The following is a 21,084-nucleotide window of genomic DNA, read 5'->3' as shown; positions in this document are numbered from 1 at the left end:
TCCCACACCGCTGCGGACGGGGTGGACGCAAAAAACCGCGCCAGGAGATCCTGACGCGGTTTGTCGTAGGCCGGGATGCTGCGCCAGTATCTGTGGAAAGCGTAGCATAGATGGCCTTAAAATATAAGGTTACATTTGTCTCTTTTTTTATTTTACATCGTTTTTTTCGAATGACAGGGGGGGTACATTTGTCTCACGCCTTGAAATCCGGGCTTTTTTCAGGGGTAACGCCCTTGTTCTCCGGCATCCACTCATAATAGAACTGCAGCAGGCCGATCCGGCTCTGGGTTCCGGTCTTTTCATTCAGGCTTCTGATATGGCGATACAGCACAGGACGGGAAAGGGCCATCTGCTGCGCGATATCCTGCACGCTGCCGTCCGAGACCAGTAAATACTGCAGCACATCCCGCTCCCGGTCAGTCAATGAATAGAGGCTGGCAAAGGAAGAGAACTTTTCCTTCGGCGTGTAGCCCGCCGCCGGAGCCGGGGGCGGCGCCAATACGGCATGAGCCTTGACCGTGTAGGCAAACATCAGGATGCTGGCCGCGACAAACAGCACCAGCATGAGGACGATCAGCGTAATACTCCTGCCGGCAAGGAGCAGCGTCACCGAGCCGTTGGTAACCAGCGCCGCCACGAGATTATTCACCGCCCGTCCCATGCCGGCCCAGAGGTCCGGCAGGCGCATACAGGCAGCGAGCTCCAAAAAACTGGTGGTAAAAAACACGACAAAAAATCCGGAGGCCACATAGGCGACCGCTACTCCGGTCAGGAATGGCCCGCCCCACCGGAGAACAATCACACACAGCACCGAGAGCACCATCACGCAGTACATCATCAGCGTCATATATTTTCTTTTCCGGATATCAAAGAGGAAACCGGCAGCCAGGCCGCTCAGGGCCAGCAGCATACGGGGCCATTGCCCGATGTCCATCGTGCCCGCCGCATGGCCCAGGGTGATCGCGTTATCCAATGTGCTGAATACGCAGGCCATCAGGGCCACCAGAAGTACCAGGAGCAGTCCCGCCGGTATTTTCTTTCTGGACATTTCATCGGGGCGGAGCGCGGTTCGGAGCGGCGCCGTTTCATCCGATGCGAGTGCTTCTTTGTGGATGCGGCGTGTGCGCATGATCAAAACACTCAGTACCGCAAGGGAAACAGAGAGTACCGCGGCCTCCGCGATCTCTATATTTACCAAATTGTTGTTTGCGTACTGTAGCAGGATGCCGGCCGCGTAGGAGATTCCCACCAGGCCGGCTATGCGTTCGGTCCGGATCGTGCAGGCAGCCAGATAATGAACGGAGCCGCCAAAAACGCCCAGCAACAGAAACAGAACCACGCCTGCCGCAAGCGTGACGGAAAACGAGATGTGCTGTTGGATCAAAAATATGCAGATAATGGAGAGGAACGATAGGGAAAATATAAGGATCGTCTTGTTCCTCTCGCGGACAGAGCGGTTTATCAGCGGGTATATAAGAAATCCAAGGGCATTGACGCCCAGCGCATAATTTTGTGCAATGACCGTCTGGCTTTCCTCGACAATGCGGGAGACCATATTGACATATAGATATTCCGAACCAAGAAACACAAATGTAAAAATACTCAGCAATAAAAATATGGCGCTATGCGACGCCATAGCCTGCGTTTTCCTTCTCTTCATTGCTCCTCCATATGGCATGAGTATACTGCACTCATATCATTGCTCTGGCACCTGTAACCATCTTAGGGGCCGTTCTCGTTTTACTTCTTGTTTGTTGTCCAAGTGGCTATACTTTATTGTAATTTCTGACGGCCCATTATACCACAACAAGAAACGTCAGGGAACTACAACTGATTCCAAACACATAATACGGGAGGAAATATTATACCACAACAAGAAACGTCAGAAAAGTGATTTTCAAAGATCAAAGCCGATCCGAAAAATGGCCTCCCGCTGGTGTCCCGGGGCTGTGTGGTCCGTGCGTATCGGCCATAAAGTTTTCCCTTATAGTTTCCCTTGCGCGCTTAACACAGGTCTTTCGGCGGCGGTACAATCCAACACAACAGCGGATGATCTTTTCCCGAAAACAAATCAAAAAAGACCACAACGCAGTCAAAAAGATACGCTAACAACGCTATCTTATAATTCATTTTTTTCCGTTGATAATACCATGCAACCGCAGTGATAACCAATACTTCAACGGCCATTACGCCGATGGTGGGTAACGACGCCGCTTGCAGAATGGTGGCAAGGCATCCACCAGCACCGGTCAGCAACAATGCTTTCCGCTCCAAAGAAAAATCCGTCAGCCTTGCCACGAGATAAACCCCTAAAAACAGGCGCAGTTCATTGGTGAAAAGGCAAGAAACCACCCGTACCCAATCCATCATATATGCGCCCCCCAAAATTGATTGATTTGTCGCTTGACTTCCTGCAAGTGGGAGCGGCTGATGGGTAGCTGATCGCCGTTTTTCAGTATGGCAATGCTATCGCTGACCTTCATAATCTGGACGATATTGACGATATAACCACGGTCAATAAAAATAAATTCCGGTGCATTCAGTTCATCAAATACCCGCTGCAAGCTCTTTCGTACTTTTGAAGTTCCAACGCTGGACACGATACTGGAATTCTTGCCGTCCCGTTGGATATAGAAAATATCCTTGTAGGGAATCTTCTCCATGTGGTTTGCGGTCTGAATCGTGTATTCCTGTCCAGCCTCCAACTCAATCAGTTTGGCGGCATCAGTTATAGCGGCGGTCAGCTTCGTTTCCAGATTATTTTTCGGCACATAGCGGAAAATGGACAGTTCAAATGCATCAATCGCATACTCCGTATGTGAGGTCACAAAGATAATTCTGGCATTGGGCAGAAACCCTTTGACCTGCTGAGGGATTTCCATGCCGCTGATCCCCGGCATTTCAATGTCCAGCAAAATCAGGTCATAGAAAAAGCCATCATCGGTTATGTCGTAAAGCAAGTTCCGGCTTTGGGTATAGGTCGTTATTTCACAGCCGATGCCTTGCGCTTGTAAGCAAGTCTTGACGATTTTTTCAGTCGAAGCAACGGCCCGTTCTTCATCGTCACATATCGCAATCCGTATCATTTTTCCCCACCTTTCCGCACCAATATAACGCAACATAATAAACTATTTGCAAAAAGCACTTTGTTTGCTGAGAAAAAGCTGAGGACCACCAGTACAAAGAAATTTGTTCTTTTGCCAAGACGCTGCCTTGATTTTTTATTATACTGTGTCTGCCAGCACTTCGCAATTGGCTGTAAAAATTGGATACACTAAAATGAATTTGGGAGGCAGAAAGCTATGATCTACACAGAAGTTGAAAAAAAGGAACTTGATGAAGTCCAGCGGGTGTTTGCAGAACATCTTCGGCAGTGCCCGGATTATGAACTGTTATGGTCGGATAGTTTATACTTTCTCCCGTTTACCTCAACGTCAAAAAACAACGGAAGCGAAGCAACATACTCCAGCAGAGATGTCCGATCTGTTTTCCGCAGATGTTTGAGATAACGGTGAGTTACTTCCCCTCCATTATCATACCAAAGCCACAGATTTCTGGTAGACAACATCTCCGCAGGTTTTTCAGGCCGAAGCGCATCCAGCATCATCAACTCGTGGTTGCCAAGAAGCACTTTAACATTCGACATCTTCATTATTTGCCGGAGCAGCCGCCCACCATCCGGGAACCGGTCAATGATATCACCAAGGATGTAAAGAGTGTCTTCAGGTTGTAGATCGATCTGAGAGAGGATAGATTGAAACCGCCGACTATTCCCGTGGATATCTGAAAGAACATAAGTCATTGGGTCACACCACCTCCTTATAGACAGTATCTAATTATCAACACCAAATTGCTCTTTCGTGGAAAACTATGTCAACTCATTTATAGGGCTCTGACAGAGGAGACAGTTCGACATTATGAAAGAGGAACCTCATCTTATCGATGTGCTTCTCAATGTGCCAGTGACCACAAAACCAATACTGATATGCGAGCTTCTCCTCGATAGTATCGAGCCACTTTTCGGTCGAGTCATCCACTGTGGACTGATCAATAAAAGGAAGAAATGCCTCGCGCGGTTCATACCGGAAGGGACAGGTATGCGAGAGAACAACATCAACTTTCCAATCGACCTGGTCCAGGGTCTGTGCCACCTTCGCTTTGATTTTTTCCGAAGGCTGCTCGTCAGCCCACCAACCATATCCTCTTTCCAGCCGGTATTGTTTGTCCACACTATAGGCACCGCCTATGGTGAGATGCTTGATTCCTTCAAGGTCAAACATTTCGCCATCCGCAGCAAAAAGTAGGCTGGGGCGTTCTGGCTCATACCAAACCTTTCCTCCCCGCCATACTTTAGAGGAATATGATGTAATACTCTCTGGGCGCATTTCGTGGTTGCCATGGATGCAGAGAATTTTCGGCCCTAATTTTGCAAGAGACTTCTTTGTACGGGCGTCACGTTCATCGCCATAGTAATTAGCTCCAACGTCGCCCAAAAGAACCAAAGTGTCTTCGTGAGTCATGTTCATCTGCCTGCAAGCAAAAACAGCAGGAAGCGGATTTCCGTGGATATCTCCCATGTAATAAACCATTGAACAGCCTCCTTCTGTACCTATTATATCAGAACCTTAGCCTGACAGCCGTATCACCTCAAAAATATATACATTCCTCAGAAAAACATATACACATCATCTATCACCCCATGTGCGACTATAAAAACGACCGAAAGTCATGCTTCTGACTCTCGGTCGATTGCTTTCTCAGTTGGTTTCAGTAGAATAGAGAGCAAGCATTCCTGTCATCTCTTTCGACGCTCTCTCATGGAATGCTTTAGAGCCTTGATCGTGTCAATGATGACACCATCTTCAAAAGCAGAGCAATCTGCCAAGAGAGCTGCCACTTGACTGCTGGTGATGTCATTCTTTTCGTCGAGCTGCTCCATCAACAATCTGTCGGCAGTGACTCCCAGAGCGTTTGCAATCATAACAAATGTGTTAAGGCTCATACTTTTTGCGCCGGTCTCTATGTAACTGATGTATGAAGGGGATTTTTCAACCAGTTCAGAAAGCATCGCCTGTGACAGCCCATTTTCTTTGCGGACCTCACGGATGTTTTTGCCAATTTCGTTGTAATTCAGACTCATAACAAGGCCTCCTTAAAAAAATGTAGCCTTATTATAGTTTGCAGGATATATTATAGCCTTTACTTTATATCAATTTTGCCCCCGATTGATATATTCTATCAAACAGATAGCTTGTAGCATATACTGTAAGGGGGAGGGAGCCAATGGCAGAATTAAGTCCTACAGAGAGTCAGCTGATTGGTTCTCGCATCCGTGAGGCTCGCGTTAAGCGTCGAATGAGCCAGGCTGAGCTGGCTGATAAAGCCGGAATCTCCCTTCCACAAATCAGCACAATCGAAAACGGAAGGTGTAGCATGAAGCTGCATTCTTTCATTCGGATCATTGAAGCACTCCAAGTCTCAGCCGATTCGATCCTTCGTCCGGACACACCGGAAACAAGAGGAATTTATCAAAGCCAGTTTGACGAATTATTGGCTGACTGCTCCCCAAAAGAACTGGAAGCCATATTGAGAATCGTCCGTGAACTTCGAGCAACGATGCTCCAAAGGGATCCTGAATAAGTATGTGAAAGCGCGTACCGAGCAAAACGGTACGCACCTTTTTTCTTGTTTATAAACCAGGAGTCATCTGAGGGAACTCCCACCCGGTATCGCAGTACAGGATCTCATCGATGGGACGGTTTTCTTCTACGAGACGAAGAAGCATCGCTGTCGAGTCTTTTCCGCCCGACAGCGATGCAACAGTATAAACTTCTCTTGCGGCAACGCCACCTCCTTCTCAAGCACCATCGTCACATTCCTCGGATTGCTTCGTCCGGCTTGGTCGTCATGAGCTTGTACAGCTGGGTGTTCCGGGGGAAGCTGTTTTCAAAGGGGACGATGTTGCCGGCACAGCGGATCAGCCCGCAGCCTGCAGCCACATTGGTGATATAGCCAAGCTGGGTATCCGAGATGTGCAGCAGGTGCGCCAGTTCCTCCCGGTCGGTGGGCGACTGATTCAGCAGGATGAGGAACTCCGAGTTTGCCAGCATAAGGCGGGCGGTATCGGAACGCAGGATCTCATCCACGTTCTGGGTCAAGCCGGTCACGAGACCGTTGTACTTGCGGATCCGCTTCCAAAGTTTGTAGAAAAAGTCGGCGCTGTACTGATAGCGGAACAGCAATACCGATAGGTCAGACTCTTTCGAGTCTTTCGCCCCGGTCCACACCGTGCAAGCAGCTTTCACTGCACACGGCGTTCCATGGGATAAGTTTTTCATTGTTAATGTAGTCACTTTCAAAGTAAGGATTTTGTTTGTTTTTTATAACGTAATGGCGGGAAGATTGGCGCTTGAACGCCAACGGTTGATTTTATCAAGACAGGGTTTCTTAAAGCAATCTGTTTTTCGCAGGTAGTACTGAATACTTTCTGGTGTGGTCGAATGGATAAGCCTGTGCACATCCACATGGACTATACGCAAGTTTGAGTACTGGTCTGTTCCGCCTAAATGCCTCGGCAGAAAATGATGGCAGTGTACTTCTTCCGCGGATAATAATTTCCCCGTGATTTCACACTTTCCTTTGGAGGCCACAAATCTCGCCAGACGGTTATCGCAGTATTCCACGCTCCGCGAGGGTGAGATGCTGGTTCCAAGTTCAAACAGAACATCCGCATATTCCTCTTTACAGAGCATGTCGTGTATCTTGCGTCTGCCCTCGGGGGTAAATTGATTGATGGATGGTCTGTGGCACATAGGGCTTTTGTGCTTGCAGTATGCTACGGGAGCGATAATAAATCCATTTATCTACCTTACTTGCTTGGACTTTCCATATTTTCGGAGTATATAAGCATCCGTTCCACCTTTTGGTTTACTTGGCTTTTCCTTCGTCAGCGAGTTTCTCCCTGCACAGCGGCATTTCATGGTTTTGTCTATGCTGATAAATATACGGTGCATTTCTCCTGGGATTGTGGATGCTGCTGACGACCTGTGAGCACGAACTGATTCATGGGGAACCGCCTCTGGTTCTTTCAGGATTTCGCGCAGGATATTTTCAAACTCTTTCTGCGATTCAAGGCGTATGATGGCCCACGCTATGTAGTCGTTTTTCTGGCCAGTAGGGCAGGTCTGGAGATACGCCCAGGCACGCTGGTGAAGATCCGAATGAGGGTTAGGCCGGAAGAGGAATTGCTGCCTTTTCATCGCTGTTCCTCACGGCCCGACATTTGGCCCAAAATCCGTTCATAGCCCTCGGCGTTCACCTTATCGTCCCCGATCAGAAAAGCCCGACAAAGGCCGTCACGTTCGCTCACGTTGCGCATGACGGTCGCGGCACCTCCTCCCATCAGAATCACGGGCAGAGTTCGCAGGTCAAACCCTGCTTCCATTGCCGCCGAAATGAGTCGCTCAGTGTAGAGCCGGCCCTGCCGCTGAATCAGCTTTCGTGCCTCCTCATCCATGCTACAGGGCTTGCCGGCAAGGATCCGTTCCACCTGGGCGTCCGTAACAGACAGGCCGGTATCCCGACGAACCTGCTCCTGGATCTCATCCATGCAGCGGATCATGCCAAGTTCCAGACTGCGGCAGGTGGCTGCATTAGGGACGTTGTTGTCCAGTCGCATAAGATCCACCGTCCATCCGCCGATGTCCATGAGGAGCACAGACGGCTCATCCTTCACCAGCTCAGGATGAATAGCGATGGCGGAGTAGCCCTGGGGGAACAGTTTCACGCTTTCGATTTTGACTTTGTAGCGTTCCCCTTCGAACAGGAAGTTGACCGGCTGACCATTGCGCAGCAGATATTCGGTGAACGGCTTCTTGTCACGGCCATACCGTGCTAGAGGGAGTCCTGCCGCCAGGGTTACTGAACTCTCTGCCGGAAGGCCCCTGTAGCGAAGTTCCATGGCAATGGCGGCCAGGGTCAGAATGTAGTAGTTGTCGTTGACGGTCTTGTCACGCAGGATAGGCTGCCGGCCAGTGCCACAGACAAAGTATTTGCCGCCGATCTGGAGGGTGTTTTTCAGGGTATAAGGTTCATGGGTATACGCTGTCACACCGGCTGGGAACGAGAAATTCTTGGTTTTAATTGCGTAGTACCCATGGTCAATGCCAATGATCATGCTTTCAAGTCCTTTCTGGCATTTGCCTTTATTTCTGAGTTTTTTCTTTCGGCCCCGTCCCATCTTATCTGGCCCGACTCATACTGGGGACCTGGGGTTCCTTGCAGTACTCCGGGTACCGAAGCCGAACCGCTTCCAACATGTAGGTTACATCCGAAGTGGTGAACAGATCGTAAGGCGTCGCGCAGCCATCCGCGTTCCACCCGTTCCAGAGGTTGAACGCCAAGCGGGTCAGGCAACTGCTGCCGCTGGTCTGCCAGCCTTTGTTCATGCCCTCCGGCCGGATGGCATCCTCCCGGAAGTTGAAGACGTCCTTAATGTGCTTCCTGGTCTCGCCGCTGATGCCCATGGTGTAGAAAAACGCCTTGTGGTAGGGATCAAGGCTGCCGGTCCGGCCAAGGCACTGCTCATAGAATTTCTCGTGTTCCTTATTTTTGAATTTGATGGACATTTCGTTCCTCCTTCTGGTTCGTTTGTTCAAGGAAATCACCGGCTGGGAAAGACGATGACTCCCATTTCAGCATTGATGTTTGCATCGCTTGCTTGGGCTGGCTGGGGCTGTAAGAGCGCATTCCGTAGGCATTGATATCTTCTTCCCAGTAGGTAAGTGTATCTTGGGGGGAGAGTGTGAGAGGGGGGGAGCAACGTCCCCTGTTTCAAAAGCAGGAAAAGGCGCACTTCCCCCTGGGTGTGACGAGGAATTTCTGCCCAGGTATGAAGATGTTTTCGGGAAATATAAAAAGCGTCTGTTTGGATAAATCCAATACAGACGCTTAAAACGATGGTAAGTTGCAGAAACTCATCCCAACAAATAGTTCCTGCTGCAGGGGGGCTGAGTCATATATGTTTTTTGAAATACTTCACTATCAGTAAGCACAAAGGAGTTACTAATAGAGCGGCAAGAACTATCAACAAACCTAAGCCGCCAAAGAATAGCAGTAAGCCTCGGACTTCTTGCGATTGATATGAGAGTGCGCCAATTCCTGCAATCAATACTATTGCTCCGACTATCAGCATAATAGTCTTCTTTGGAACCACTCGCCCAGCGAGTGGTTTTCGTTATACAAAAACGCCGCGCCCGGTCCCGCCGGGAGGGCGGCGGCGTGGTATCAAAATTGCACCAGGAACAACGCCCAAGGCTCGGTCTGGATGGGTACGGATTCAGGATTTTATGTGGCGCACCCACCCCGGAACAGGTCGCTTGAGGGATATTTCGCTTCTGCTGACAGGGAGAAACATCAATGACTCAGGGCTCCACCCGCACCGTCAGGCGGGAGGCGTGCAGCCCACCGTGATATACCCGGTTATGGGCCACCACGGTCCGGGCGGAAGCAAAACCTTCCCGTGTGTTGCTGTTGGGGAAGATGAAATTCTTGGCGCTGGAGGTGACGGTCACCCGGATGCGGTGGCCTTTCCGGAAGCAGTTGGACAGCTTGGTGGTACGGATCTTCAGGCAGACGATCTCGCCTTCCTGCAAAAACTCCGACCGGGCAAAGCCGTTGCGATAGCGGGCGCTGAGCAGGCCGTCCGCCAGCTTGATGGAACGGCCATTCTCGTCCACGTCGGTAACACGCACCACAAAGTCGGTGTCCGGCGCGTCGGAAGAGATGTACAGCTCCGCCGTCATATCGCCGGTCAGGACCAGGTCCTCCTCCAGCACGGGGGAGGTGTAGCACAGCAGGTCCTGGCGCAGTTCCTCCTGGGTGTAGTCCTCCGGCACCTCGATCTCGTTCTCCGACATATCGATGATGTGCTGGGATGGATGCTCGGGGTCATAGGCGTAGCCGTCGCTGTTCTCCTGCTCCGGCCTGGCAAAGGTCAGCCGCCCGTCCCCGGCGGAGGTGTTGGCGTGGCCGTCGCTGTCCAGATACAGGTGGGTGACCCGTGTCTCGGGCACCGGCCAGTTTTCGGCAGTCTTCCATACCTCCTGGCCCAGGGTGTAGTATTCCACCGGGGCAGTCTGGTCGATGCCGTTGTCCACTTCCTTGAGGTGATGCTCGAACCAGCGGAAATACAGCCAGTCCAGATCAAAGCGCAGCGCCTGGCTGCCGAAGGATACCCCGTGCATATCGTACTTGCTGTTGCCGCTGTGCTGCCAGGGCCCCAGAACAACCTTGCGCATGCCCCGAGGGAAGTCGTGGACCAGTTCCAGGGCTTCGGTGGTGCCCATACCGTTGTCGTCAAACCAGCCGGACTGAATCAGCGCCGGGATCTGCGCCCCGACGGAACGCTCCTGCCAATTGGACCGACGCCAGAAATCGTTGTAGTCACTGGGTTCCAGCCACCGGGTGATGAAGGGCACATCGTATCCCAGGGCCTTTTTGGGCAGGTCGGTCAGGGGGCGAATGTTCAGCACTTCCTCCCAGTCGTCGCGCTCCATCAGCTCGGGGTGGAAGGTTTTCTGAGACACCGCAAAGGCCCAGGCCAGCATGCCCGAGGTGAAAGACCCGCCCCGGCGGGGCAGATCCACAAAGGAGCTGCCCGCGCAGACCACGCTGATCAGAGCTTTCAGGTGGGGGTTGCCGCTGGCAGCGGCCGCCCACTGTACATAACCCAGGTAGGACCCGCCCACCATGCCGATGCGTCCGCTGCACCAGGGCTGGGAGGCGATCCAGTTCAGAGTATCGTCGCCGTCCTCCACTTCGTGGTAGTTGGGCAGCCATTCGCCTTCACTGGCGTTGCGGCCGCGTACATCCTGTACCACCACCGCGTAGCCGTGCTGGACGTAGCGGTAGTAGACCTCACAGCCGTCCTCCTTGCCGTAGGGAGTGCGTACCAGCACTGCAGGCACCGGGGCACTGCAGCCTTTGGGCAGGTATACGTCGGTGGAAAGATGTACCCCGTCCCGCATGGGCACCGGGAATGTCCCCGCATGCTCTACCGGGAACAGCTGTTCCTCCGGCCAGGTCGAGCGCCACAGGCGCAGAATGGTCTCCTCCTCGGCACCGGGTTCCACCAGCACCGTGACCATCTCCCGGGCAGGGCAGGTGACGGCGATCAGCCGCCCTTCTTTCATCTGTTTGTTGTTGGGGAATTTTACATCCCGCTGCAGGTAGCTACAGCCGTCTTCGCTGGTGTAGCGCTCGCCGCACAGGGAAACTTCCCCGGTACCCTGCAGGCCCGCCTCGTAGCGGGACAGGTTCTGCCCCAGGGCGGCAAAGTCCATCTTTACAAAGGAACGGTAAAAATCCCGGTCCTGGTCGGTCAGGTCCTGCCAGTCCAGCAGCGCGCCGGTGTGCACATCCAGTTTCTGGATCTGGGGTGTGCCGTCGCCCAGGCGCAGCCTGCCGTACAGGATGCCCGAAACATATAAGTCAAAATTACGCATTTCCGTTTCTCCCGTTTTCCGGTCAGGCGCCGATCAAGGCACGGATGGCATAGGCTACACCGATGCCCACATAGTTGCCCAGGGCACCGGCCAGTACGCCCATGAGCAGACCGATGTTGATAAGGGTCTTCCACTGGGCGCTGGAGGCGATGAGGGCAGCGGTGGGGCCATCTGAGATGCAGCCTACGATGGACAGCAGCACATACTCAAAGCGGACTTTCAGCAACCGGGTGATGAGCAGGTGCAGCAGGATGGAACAGGCGATGACGCAGAAGCAGAACAGGGTGATGTAGAAGGTGGAGCCGAAGAACTGCTGCAGGTCCACCGCAAAGCCGATGGTCACCAGGAACAGCAGCGCCACAAAGAGGCCCAGGTCAAAGTTGCCGCGCAGCTTGCGGATGGCAGGTACCTGTGCCAGGATGATGGAGAAGGTGGTGATGAGCAGGATGCGGCCCGCGCTGCGGAATCCTTCCCCGAATACTACCGAGGAGATGCCGGTGGCGGCCCACACGGTGCCGAAGCCGATGGCCAGCAGCCAGGCGATTTCCTGGATGGACCATTCCTTGGAGGCCATCAGTTCCTCGTGGTCGCCGTCGCCCAGCAGTTCCGGCTCGCTCATTTCATAGGGCCACAACTTTTTCAGCCGTTTGGAATTCTTGTACAGGGCGGGGGCGGCGAACATCAGGATCAGTGTGGGAATGCCCACCACATAGTCGGCGGCGTTGGCCGAGGCGATGGTGGTCTTGCTGGCCTCCAGGCCCACGGCGATGGCGGTCAGGTTGGAGCTGCCGCCGGTGTAGGTGCCCACGAACATGCCGGCCACCTTCCAGCCTTCGTCGATCTTGCCGGCGAACAGTACGCCGAACACCAGGGCCGCCACGCAGACGCTGAACACTGCCGATGCCAGCGCAATGACCGGCTCTTTGGACAGCTTGCGCATCTGTTTCAGGTCCAGGCTCAGCAGGCAGATGGAAACGGACAGCGGCACGCAGTAGCTGCTGATGGCATCATAGGTAGCGCTGGAGGTGGGCACGATCCGCAGGTTGGACATCACGATGCCCATGACGATAACCGTCAGGGCCGGGCCCAGCGTTTTGAACGCCTTGAACCGCTGCAGCCAGAATCCCAGGGCGACCGTGGCGACCATGATGAACAGGAGCGCGCCTTCGGAGGAAAAAATTGTATTCGGCATAATGTACCTCTCTGCGGGGTCCCGCTTAAAAATCAATATCGATGCCAAGGCCCGGTTTGTCGGACAGGGTGTAGACGCCGCCGTTCACGGCAAAACCACCGGGCATGCCCATCTCGGGGTCCACGGCGTACATAAAGCTGTCGCAGTCCGCCTCAGTGATGTTCTGCTTGGCAGCGACCAGACTCACACCGGCGGCAATGGCTACCTTGGTCTCCAGCATGCAGCCCACCATGCACTGTACATGGTTCGCCTCGGCAATGGCGTTGATCTTTTCCGCCGGGTACAGGCCGCCGCACTTCATCAGCTTGATGTTGATGATGTCTGCAGCATCGATCTTGCAGGCTTTCGCTGCGTCAATGGGAGAGTGGACCGACTCATCCAGCATGACCTTCAGGTCCACCTTGGAACGCACAAAGCGCATACCGTCCAGATCCCAGCTGGGCAGGCACTGTTCCACCGCTTCCACGCCCACCTGTTCAAAGGCTTTCAGGGTGCGCACCGCATCGCTGACAGTGTAACCCTGGTTGGCGTCCACACGCAGGCGGATGTTGGGGCCCACCGCCTGGCGGATCAGGGTCAATGCCTGGATGTCCTCTGCCGGGTTGATGCCGGCTTTGATTTTCAGAATGGTGAAACCGTCCTTCTCCACCCGTTCCCGAGCTTCGGCGGCCATGGCTTCCGGTGTGTCAATGCCCACCGTCATGTCAGTGACGATCTGGTTCACACTGCCGCCCAGCACCTTGTACAGAGGCTGACCCATCAGCTTGCCCTTGATATCGTACAGGGCAATATCCACCGCGGCCTTTGCCGAGGTGTTGCCTGACAGCAGGCGGTCCATCATGCAATGGATGCCCTCAACATCCAGCGGATCCATGCCGATCAATCCGGTGCGGAACAGTTTCAGCGCTTCCAGAACGGTGGCCGCGCTCTCGCCGGTCACCGGTTCAAAGGGCGCGGCCTCACCGATGCCCCACAGGCCTTCGTCGGTGGTGATCTTCACCAGCACGTTCACCGAATGGTCCTGTACCGCAAAGGCAATACGGAAGGGCTTTTTCATAGGGATGTGAATGGTTTCCACCTTAACATCTGTAATTTTCATGGGATGCCTCCTGCACAGTAAAATTTTATACAATTTTACTATTTCTAAAATTTTTGTCAAGAGCTTTCCTCTTTTTTCACATTTTTCAGAGAATAAGCAAGAAATCATCTGATTTTCTTTGTAAAAATTTTATAAATATCGAATATTTTCTCGCTTATTTACGTACAGGATATTTTGTGATATACTGTAAATAAATTTTTTACGAAAAAGCGGGAGGTTTTATGCTGGGCGAACAGGTTCGAAATATTCGGAAAAAGCGGGGAATCACCCTCAAGGAACTGGCCGAAAAGACTGGTTTGTCCATCGGGTATATCTCCCAAATCGAGCGCAATCTCACCGACCCGTCCCTGTCCACCCTGCGCAAACTCAGCGCCGCTCTGGACATCCCCACCTATCTGTTCATGGGTGGTGAGAGCAGCACTGGCCTGACGACCCGTCAGGCGGATATGATGATCCTCTCCCAGCCCAACTCCAATATACGGTATCATCTGCTCACCCCCATGCCCAACGGGGATTTTGTACCTCAGTCGTTGGTCATACGCTTTGAACTGGAGCCCCACTGCAAGGACGGCGACCTGCCGGTGATCCATCCCAGTGAAGAAATCCTGCTGCTGGAACAAGGGCAGCTGGATGTACTGGTGGAGTCCGAAACCATCCGCCTGAACGCCGGGGATACCACGGTGGTGCAGTCCAACCTGCCCCACATCGTTTCCAACCCTGGGGATACCACAGCGGTGGGGCTGGCGGTGTTCACTCCGGCCATTTGGTTTCCCAACAACCGGCGCACCCTCAACCGCGGTGGCGAAACCTAAATCTTCGCATAGGAATACCAAAAAGAAAGTACAGCCAATTGCCTGTACTTCAGACTGTCGAAAAAGGTCACCGGAAGGTGGCCTTTTTCTCGTAAATGGGAAGAAAATGAGATGAATAGTGTAGTTGCATTGCCGGGGCTGAAAGAGTGCATTTGGTAAGCATTGATATCTTCTTCCCAGTAGGTAAGTGTTACTTGGGGGGAGAGTATGAGAGGGGGGGAAGTAGCGCACCGTGCTTCATGGGCAAAATAGACGCACCTCCCCCTGGGTGTAATGAGGAATTTCTGCCCATGTATGAAGATGTTTTCGGGAAATAAAAAAAGCGCCTGTTTTGGCGAATCCAATACAGACGCAAAAACCAGAATTTTCGGCATCCTAAACAAAATTAAGCCGATTATTTCTACAACAAATTTTTCTTAAAAAGGGGGAAATTGGGGACTAATCTAGTGGAGCTGAGTAGCTACTTGTGATTATTTCAAAAAGTTCATAATTTGTTTACAATTTCACCGGGTCAAAAATCGGAAAAACCGATCCAAACCAGGCAAAATAAGCCACAAAATCGGTAGTCGTTAGTTCAAGTCCTCACCAAAGCCCGAAAAGGGCGAAAAATATCTTTCAAACTGGGACCTAATTTTTGGCACGAAAAAACCCCGTAAACGGCTTGTTTACGGGGTTTTTCGGTCTTATATCTTTTTTGTTAAGACAATATGGTTGCGGAGGCTGGATTTGAACCAACGACCTTCGGGTTATGAGCCCGACGAGCTACCAGGCTGCTCCACTCCGCGCTATTTTGTTTGCCCTCTTGCTGAGTGCTTATATATAATAGCATACGGAATCGGGGTTGTCAAGCCTGTTTTTTTTATTTTTTTTAATCCGCTCTTTTCTGCCGCATGGGGCCGGGCAGTTCTCATTCCACCGGCTCCGCCCCCACCTGCGCCAGATCAAACTCCACAATTTCGTCGCCGCTGGCCTGCTGGGCGGCGCTATCCGCCGGGGGCTGGGTCTGCACCTCGCCGTCCGCCGAGGCCTGGGCGGCCCCTTCCCCGAAGCCCGCGGCGGTCTGGGCCGCCTGTTCATCGGTCAGGGGCGCGGGGGTGGCCGCGGCGTTTGCCAGCCCCAGCACCTCGCCGGAGGGCTCGTTCAGCAGGTAGGCTCCCACCGGCTTTTCCTTATACACCAGCAGCACACACTGGCAGGTGGTGTCGCCGCCCGACCGGGCCGGGCACTCCACCAGCCATTTTTCCACCGTTTTTCCCTTGCTGTCTGCCAGATCGAAGCCGCTCTCCTTCACCACCGTGTTGAAGGCGGAAAAGCTCTCGTCCCACTTTTTGGGGATCTTCACCTTATCCACCGTGGCGGTGGTCAGATCCACCTCCAGCCCGAAGCACTTGAAAAAGGCGGCGATGTCCTCCGAGCCGGTGATCTGCCCGGGCACGGCGGCCCCGCTCACCGCGGCCGAGGCGCTGGCCTCCAGCGCGCCGTCCCCCGCGTGGATGAAGCCGCTCACCGCCAGCACCGCCCCCGCCAGCGCAATGCCGCACACCGCGGCGGCGCCCAGCCTGCGCAGGCTCTTTTTGCCCAACGTCAACACAAACATTGTCTGGATCCCTCCTCCATGAACTGCTCTTCGGTCATGCGAAGCACTGGTTCATAGGTATGTGCCGGATCCTTAAAATATGTGCCCACGGGGCGGCCGGTTCAACGGGCGGCGGCCTGCGGCCGGGTTTGCGCCCGCCCCAGCAGGATGCGCACCTCCCGCCACAGCGCCACCGCCAGCGGAATGGCGCTGGCCGTCCAGGCAAGGGGTGCGGCCGAGCAGGCACCGGCCATGCCGAACGGGGCGGTGAGCAGCAGCGCCGCCACCATGCGCATGGCCATTTCCACCACGCCCGCGGCGGTGGGCACCGCGCCCCGGCCAAGGCCCTGCAGGCTGAACCGGCAGATATACAGCACCGCCAGCGAGCAGTAGCCGATGCCCACCATGATCAGGTAGATATGGGCCAGCCGGGCCACCTCGGCCTGCCCGGGCAGGAACAGGCCGGCCAGCTGCCGCCCCAGACCGATGCTCACCGCGGCCGCGGCCACGCTGTATCCCAGCGCCATGGTCAGGCACTGGCGCAGGCCCAGCGCAATGCGCCGGTAATCCTGTGCGCCGTAGTTCTGGGCGGTGTAGGTGGCCATGGTGGTGCCGAAGGACACCAGCGGCATGGTGAACACACCCTCCAGCCGGTTGCCTGCGGTGAAGGCGGCCACCGCATCCGCTCCAAGGCCGTTCACCGCCGCCTGCAGAATCAGGGTGCCGATGGAGATCAGGCAGGTCTGAAAGGCCATGGGCAGGCCGATGCGCAGATGCGCCCACACCTCCGCCGGGCCGGGCAGGAAATGCCGGGGGCTCAGCTTCAGCTGGGGGAACCGGCGGCCGATGTACCACAGGCACAGCCCGCCGCTCACCAGCTGGGCCGCCACCGTGGCCAGCGCCGCCCCCTGCACCCCCATGGAAAACCGGGTGATGAGCAGAATATCCAGCACGACGTTCACCACGCTGGCCGCCACCAGAAAATAAAGCGGGGTACGGCTGTCGCCCAGGGCCCGCAGGGTGTTGCCCAGCAGGTTGAACAGCAGCGAGGCGAACATGCCCCCGAAGATGATGGAGATATACGCCTGCGCCTGGGGCAGAATATCCGCTGGGGTGCGCAGCAGCTCCAGCAGCGGGCCGCACAGCGCCACCGCCGCCGGGGTGATCAGCAGGGTGGCCAGCCCGGTGAGCAGAATGGCGCACCCGTAGCTGCGGCGCACGCCCTCGGCGTCCCGTGCGCCGGTGCGCTGGGCCAGCACCACCGAAAAGCCGCTGGTCAGCCCCTGGGCAAAGCCCAGAATCAGAAAGCTCAGGCTGCCGGTGCAGCCCACCGCCGCCAGTGCCTGGGCTCCCAGCGCCCGCCCCACGATCAGGGTATCCGCCATGTTGTAAAGCTGCTGAAACAGGTTGCCCACAAACAGCGGCAGCGCAAACAAAAGGATCAGCCGTGCCGGGTTGCCCCGCGTCATATCCTGACTCATTCCTCGTCCCTCCTCCGCCCTGTTCACCGGGCGAACCATCTGGATCTTTTTTCCCTTTTTCTTCCCGCTCCGGCCACCTCTTTTCGGTGGGTGGGGCGTTCATTCCCCCACATTGTACGCCCCCTGAAAGGCTCCGTCAATCAAGCGCCACGAATTTTTTGCTCGGCTTTCACATTTTGTCCACACCGCTCCCCTATTATGGTAATATAAAGGTAATACCGCGCAATTCCAGATGGTGGAGCGCGCCGGAAAATTTTTTGTGATGTGAACCAAAAAGCGCAGCCAATCCTTTGTGGCCTGGCGAGCATTTTTGGAAAACAGCACGGAAAATTTTGGCGCGATACGCCGCCTGAGCCGGCAGGCGTGAATTGTGCGGTGTTACCGGGAGACAGAACTGCGGCTCCGGGCTTCCCCGGCCGCTTTTGCAGAAATTAACAGGAGGTAATCTTTTATGCCGAAAATCCTGATCGTAGACGATGAACCCCGCATCCGGGACCTGATCCGCGCCCATCTGGAGCACGAGAACTTCACCTGTGAGGAAGCCAGCGACGGCGGCGCGGCGCTGGCCGCTCTTTCGCTGGGCGGCATCGACCTGGTGATTCTGGACGTGATGATGCCCTTTGTGGACGGCATGACCTGCCTGCGCCAGATGCGCAGCCGCAAGATCGACACACCCGTCATCATGCTCACCGCCCGGGGCGAGGAATACGATAAGCTGGCCGGTCTGGAGGGCGGCGCGGACGATTATGTGGTCAAGCCCTTCAGCCCCCGGGAGCTGGTGGCCCGGGTGAAGGTGGTGCTGAACCGCACCCTGCCCAAGACCGAGGCCGAGGGCGGCGTTTACACCTTCGGTGGCCTCACGGTGGACTCGGTGAGCCACAGCGTGAAGATCGACGGGCAGGAGGCGTCCCTCACTCCGAAGGAGTTCGATCTGCTGGTGTTCCTGGCCACCAACCGGGGCATCGCCCTCTCCCGCGAGAAGATTCTGCAGAAGGTGTGGAACTACGACTACTACGGCGAGGATCGCACCGTGGACACCCACATCAAGATGCTGCGCAGCCATCTGGGCCGCTATCGGGACGCCATCGTCACCGTCTGGGGCATCGGCTACAAATTCGACCCGGAAGCGGTCAAGTAAGGAGCGCCGTTTATGGCAAAAACCAAACCCCATTTTTTCAGCCTGCGCTACCGGCTGATGATGTTTCTGTGCCTGGCCAGCGCCTTTGTGCTGATTCTGGTATGGGTCTTTGTGACCCACTTCATGCAGCCGCTGTACAACCACTACATCTACAAGCATCTTCTGAATCAGGTGAACACGGTGGTGTCCATCATCGAGTCCTCCACCGAGCCCATCAGCACCCGCAGCCTGCCCATTCTGGACGCGCAGGTGAGCAGCAGCTTCGAGGCCTCGCTGCTTTCGGCCATCCAGAGCCGCAAGCTGGACGCCTCCAACACCTGCTTCGATCTGGCGGACTCCACCCTCCAGCATGTGACCGGCTTTGAAAACCTGTATCCCTGCCTTTTGCACGAGGCCTCCTTCACCACCTCCATCAACGGCAAGACCTCGGTGTGGAACGGCAGCGTGGTGGAAAGCCTGCGGGCCACGGTGCTCAGCCAGGGCTTTGTGAAAAAGGAGCTGGTGGTGGACAAGAACGCCTCCACCCGGCAGATGGCGGTGGGCCGCGTGGCCAAAAACGGCGACGAAACCTACTCGGTGATCTTCTGCACCAGCCTGGCCCGCATCGACGAGGCGGGCGTGGTGCTGGGCCAGCTGATGCCCTGGATTTTTTTGTGCCTGATGGCCTTCTCCATTGTGGCGTCCTGGCTGTTCAGCCGCTGGTTCACCAAACCGCTGACCAAGCTCTCCCACGCCACACGGCAGCTGGCGGAGGGCGACTACTCGGTGCGGGTGAACGTGCCCGAAACCGATGAGATCGGCCTGCTGGCGGCGGACTTCAACCACATGGCGGGCGAGGTATCCCGCGCCGCACAGCTGCAGCGGGATCTGCTGGCCAACGTGAGCCACGATCTGCGCACTCCGCTCACCCTGATCAAGGGCTATGCGGAGACGGTGCGTGACCTGACCGGCGACAATCCGGAGAAGCGCACCGCCCAGCTGGACGTGATTGTGGACGAGACCGACCGGCTGAGCGGGCTGGTGAACAGCGTGATGGAGCTTTCCAAGATGAGCAGCGGCACCGACAAGCCGGAAAAGGTGCGGTTCGACCTTTCCCAGCTGTGCGAAGAGGTGGCCCAGCGGTACGAGGCGGTGTGCGCCCAGAACGGCTACACCCTGAAGCTGGAGCTGCCGGATCCGGAAACCGACTGCACCATCTCGGCGGGCCCGGCCATGATGGAGCGGGTGCTGCACAATCTGCTGGGCAACGCCATGCACCACATCGGGCCGGACAACATCTTCATCCTGCGGGTGAACGCCCCGGAAAAGGGCACCGTGCGGGTGGAGGTGGCCGACCACGGCGCGGGCATCGCCAAGGAGGATCTGCCCTATATCTTCGACCGCTACTACCGCAGCCGCAGCGACGCGGGCAAGGTGGGCACCGGTCTGGGGCTTTCCATCACCAAGGCGATTCTGCAAAGCCACGGCTTCCGCTTCGGCGTGAACAGCACGCTGGGCGAGGGCTCCTGCTTCTGGTTCGAGGCAAAGGATCAGGGCTGACGGCCCCTTCCCTGTTTTTCCTGACCCACTGACGCAAAATGCCCCCCGCGCCCGGGGTTTCCGGGTACGGGGGGCATTTTTCTGTTCATCCGGCAAGGGTGCCGTTTTTCTGCATCAGCGCGGCCAGCTGGGGGATCAGCTCCTCCGGGGTGGGGCGCTCGCCCCGGAAGGTCATGCCCGCCCACACCGAGCCGGGCATTCCGCCGTTCTGTTCCCATGCCCGGTCAATGGCCCGCTGCATCTCCTGCCTTACATGCTCCGGGGTGGTGCCGTTGCGCCGTGCGATCTCTTTCAGCATTTTCTGAAAATTTGCCATCGTTTCTTCCTCCGCTTTTTTCAATTTCGACCGGTTCTCTGGAATAAGTATATATTTTTCAGACATCAGAATTTCGATTACCCTGTCGACGAAAGGAAAAAAACAACGCACTCACCGCATTCAGCACCCTCTGCTTTTCCTCCCGCGGCAGGGTATCAATGGCATCCGAAAGCTCACAGGCCACCCCGCTGGCCGCCCGATCCACCACATCCACCAGCAGGCTGTCCGCCGAGACCTGCAGCACATTGGCAATGGCCACAAAGGTGTCCATCCTGGGAATTTTCGTTCCCCGCTCGATCACGCTCACATGGGTGGGGCTGATATCCACAAGGGCGGCAAGCTCTTCCTGCGTCAGATGCTTTCGTTCTCTCGCGGCCCGGATCCGCTGGCCCACTGCCTTTGCGTCCACGCTTTGCCCCCTCCTTCA

The 21,084-nt window shown here is 55.3% G+C and carries 20 protein-coding genes, 1 tRNA gene and 1 pseudogene; 4 read left to right on the top strand and 18 right to left on the bottom strand.

All coding sequences use genetic code 11. The annotated features are described in order from the left end of the window. Positions 1–193: 193 nt before the first annotated feature. The 6 genes from EDD77_RS02765 to EDD77_RS02740 form a co-directional block, all read right to left on the bottom strand. Entirely contained in the window at positions 194–1,660 is a 1,467-nt protein-coding gene (locus EDD77_RS02765; RefSeq protein WP_058962747.1) for a helix-turn-helix transcriptional regulator, read from the bottom strand. A 344-nt stretch (positions 1,661–2,004) separates the two neighbouring features. Then, positions 2,005–2,370: a hypothetical protein gene (locus tag EDD77_RS02760; protein WP_058962748.1), complete on the bottom strand. Its 366-nt coding sequence runs from the start codon at positions 2,368–2,370 to the stop codon at positions 2,005–2,007. Beyond that, positions 2,367–3,086 (bottom strand): LytR/AlgR family response regulator transcription factor, encoded by a 720-nt coding sequence (locus EDD77_RS02755; RefSeq protein WP_058962749.1) that lies wholly within the window; start codon positions 3,084–3,086, stop codon positions 2,367–2,369. Before EDD77_RS02755 ends, EDD77_RS02760 begins: the two co-directional genes overlap by 4 nt. 296 nt (positions 3,087–3,382) lie before the next feature. Beyond that, the gene (locus EDD77_RS02750; RefSeq protein ID WP_058962750.1) at positions 3,383–3,802 is read right to left on the bottom strand and encodes a metallophosphoesterase; all 420 of its coding nucleotides are present in this window, start codon (positions 3,800–3,802) and stop codon (positions 3,383–3,385) included. Between the two features lie 76 nt (positions 3,803–3,878). Beyond that, positions 3,879–4,589: a metallophosphoesterase gene (locus EDD77_RS02745; protein ID WP_058962751.1), complete on the bottom strand. Its 711-nt coding sequence runs from the start codon at positions 4,587–4,589 to the stop codon at positions 3,879–3,881. A 206-nt stretch (positions 4,590–4,795) separates the two neighbouring features. Then, on the bottom strand, positions 4,796–5,140 hold the full coding sequence (locus tag EDD77_RS02740; protein ID WP_058962752.1) for a helix-turn-helix domain-containing protein: 345 nt from the start codon (positions 5,138–5,140) through the stop codon (positions 4,796–4,798). 143 nt (positions 5,141–5,283) lie between these two features. Between EDD77_RS02740 and EDD77_RS02735 the strand changes: the two genes are divergently transcribed. Continuing rightward, on the top strand, positions 5,284–5,640 hold the full coding sequence (locus EDD77_RS02735; protein ID WP_058962753.1) for a helix-turn-helix domain-containing protein: 357 nt from the start codon (positions 5,284–5,286) through the stop codon (positions 5,638–5,640). A gap of 49 nt (positions 5,641–5,689) precedes the next feature. On the opposite strand, the gene EDD77_RS02730 is transcribed toward EDD77_RS02735, so the two are convergent. From EDD77_RS02730 to EDD77_RS02700, 7 genes and pseudogenes are all read right to left on the bottom strand, one after another. Further along, positions 5,690–5,812, bottom strand: a complete 123-nt coding sequence (locus tag EDD77_RS02730) for a phosphoadenosine phosphosulfate reductase domain-containing protein (protein ID WP_132587301.1) — start codon at positions 5,810–5,812, stop codon at positions 5,690–5,692. A gap of 58 nt (positions 5,813–5,870) precedes the next feature. Beyond that, positions 5,871–6,242, bottom strand: a pseudogene (locus tag EDD77_RS02725) (VirB4-like conjugal transfer ATPase, CD1110 family); the annotation flags it as partial. A 1,013-nt stretch (positions 6,243–7,255) separates the two neighbouring features. Further along, positions 7,256–8,176, bottom strand: a complete 921-nt coding sequence (locus EDD77_RS02720; protein WP_058962879.1) for a ParM/StbA family protein — start codon at positions 8,174–8,176, stop codon at positions 7,256–7,258. Positions 8,177–8,240: 64 nt separating this feature from the next. Further along, on the bottom strand, positions 8,241–8,627 hold the full coding sequence (locus EDD77_RS02715) for a DUF6075 family protein (RefSeq protein WP_058962756.1): 387 nt from the start codon (positions 8,625–8,627) through the stop codon (positions 8,241–8,243). Between the two features lie 795 nt (positions 8,628–9,422). Continuing rightward, positions 9,423–11,504, bottom strand: coding sequence for a CocE/NonD family hydrolase (locus tag EDD77_RS02710; protein ID WP_058962757.1), 2,082 nt, complete (start codon positions 11,502–11,504; stop codon positions 9,423–9,425). Between the two features lie 22 nt (positions 11,505–11,526). Further along, complete coding sequence (locus EDD77_RS02705) at positions 11,527–12,696, bottom strand: DUF819 family protein (RefSeq protein WP_058962758.1); 1,170 nt, start codon at positions 12,694–12,696, stop codon at positions 11,527–11,529. A 25-nt stretch (positions 12,697–12,721) separates the two neighbouring features. Continuing rightward, entirely contained in the window at positions 12,722–13,795 is a 1,074-nt protein-coding gene (locus tag EDD77_RS02700) for a mandelate racemase/muconate lactonizing enzyme family protein (RefSeq protein ID WP_058962759.1), read from the bottom strand. Between the two features lie 221 nt (positions 13,796–14,016). Between EDD77_RS02700 and EDD77_RS02695 the strand changes: the two genes are divergently transcribed. After that, positions 14,017–14,607, top strand: coding sequence for a helix-turn-helix domain-containing protein (locus EDD77_RS02695; RefSeq protein WP_058962760.1), 591 nt, complete (start codon positions 14,017–14,019; stop codon positions 14,605–14,607). A 708-nt stretch (positions 14,608–15,315) separates the two neighbouring features. On the opposite strand, the gene EDD77_RS02690 is transcribed toward EDD77_RS02695, so the two are convergent. The 3 genes from EDD77_RS02690 to EDD77_RS02680 form a co-directional block, all read right to left on the bottom strand. Beyond that, positions 15,316–15,392, bottom strand: a tRNA-Met gene (locus EDD77_RS02690). A 122-nt stretch (positions 15,393–15,514) separates the two neighbouring features. Then, entirely contained in the window at positions 15,515–16,204 is a 690-nt protein-coding gene (locus tag EDD77_RS02685) for a DUF4830 domain-containing protein (RefSeq protein WP_058962761.1), read from the bottom strand. Positions 16,205–16,305: 101 nt separating this feature from the next. After that, on the bottom strand, positions 16,306–17,664 hold the full coding sequence (locus EDD77_RS02680) for an MATE family efflux transporter (RefSeq protein ID WP_058962762.1): 1,359 nt from the start codon (positions 17,662–17,664) through the stop codon (positions 16,306–16,308). A 451-nt stretch (positions 17,665–18,115) separates the two neighbouring features. Here EDD77_RS02680 and EDD77_RS02675 point away from each other — a divergent pair, with 451 nt between their 5' ends. Next, positions 18,116–18,802: a response regulator transcription factor gene (locus EDD77_RS02675; protein WP_058962763.1), complete on the top strand. Its 687-nt coding sequence runs from the start codon at positions 18,116–18,118 to the stop codon at positions 18,800–18,802. 12 nt (positions 18,803–18,814) lie between these two features. Beyond that, positions 18,815–20,341, top strand: a complete 1,527-nt coding sequence (locus EDD77_RS02670) for a sensor histidine kinase (RefSeq protein ID WP_058962764.1) — start codon at positions 18,815–18,817, stop codon at positions 20,339–20,341. Between the two features lie 85 nt (positions 20,342–20,426). On the opposite strand, the gene EDD77_RS02665 is transcribed toward EDD77_RS02670, so the two are convergent. After that, the gene (locus EDD77_RS02665) at positions 20,427–20,657 is read right to left on the bottom strand and encodes a sporulation initiation factor Spo0A C-terminal domain-containing protein (RefSeq protein WP_058962765.1); all 231 of its coding nucleotides are present in this window, start codon (positions 20,655–20,657) and stop codon (positions 20,427–20,429) included. Between the two features lie 58 nt (positions 20,658–20,715). Beyond that, a complete protein-coding gene (locus EDD77_RS02660; RefSeq protein WP_058962766.1) occupies positions 20,716–21,066 on the bottom strand; it encodes a helix-turn-helix domain-containing protein in 351 nt (116 codons plus the stop codon). Positions 21,067–21,084: the final 18 nt, after the last annotated feature.

This window comes from Allofournierella massiliensis (assembly GCF_004345265.1).
Classification (GTDB): Bacteria; Bacillota; Clostridia; order Oscillospirales; family Ruminococcaceae; genus Allofournierella; species Allofournierella massiliensis.
The sequence above is the reverse complement of the archived record's forward strand: the minus strand, read 5'-3'. Positions and strand labels throughout refer to the sequence as shown.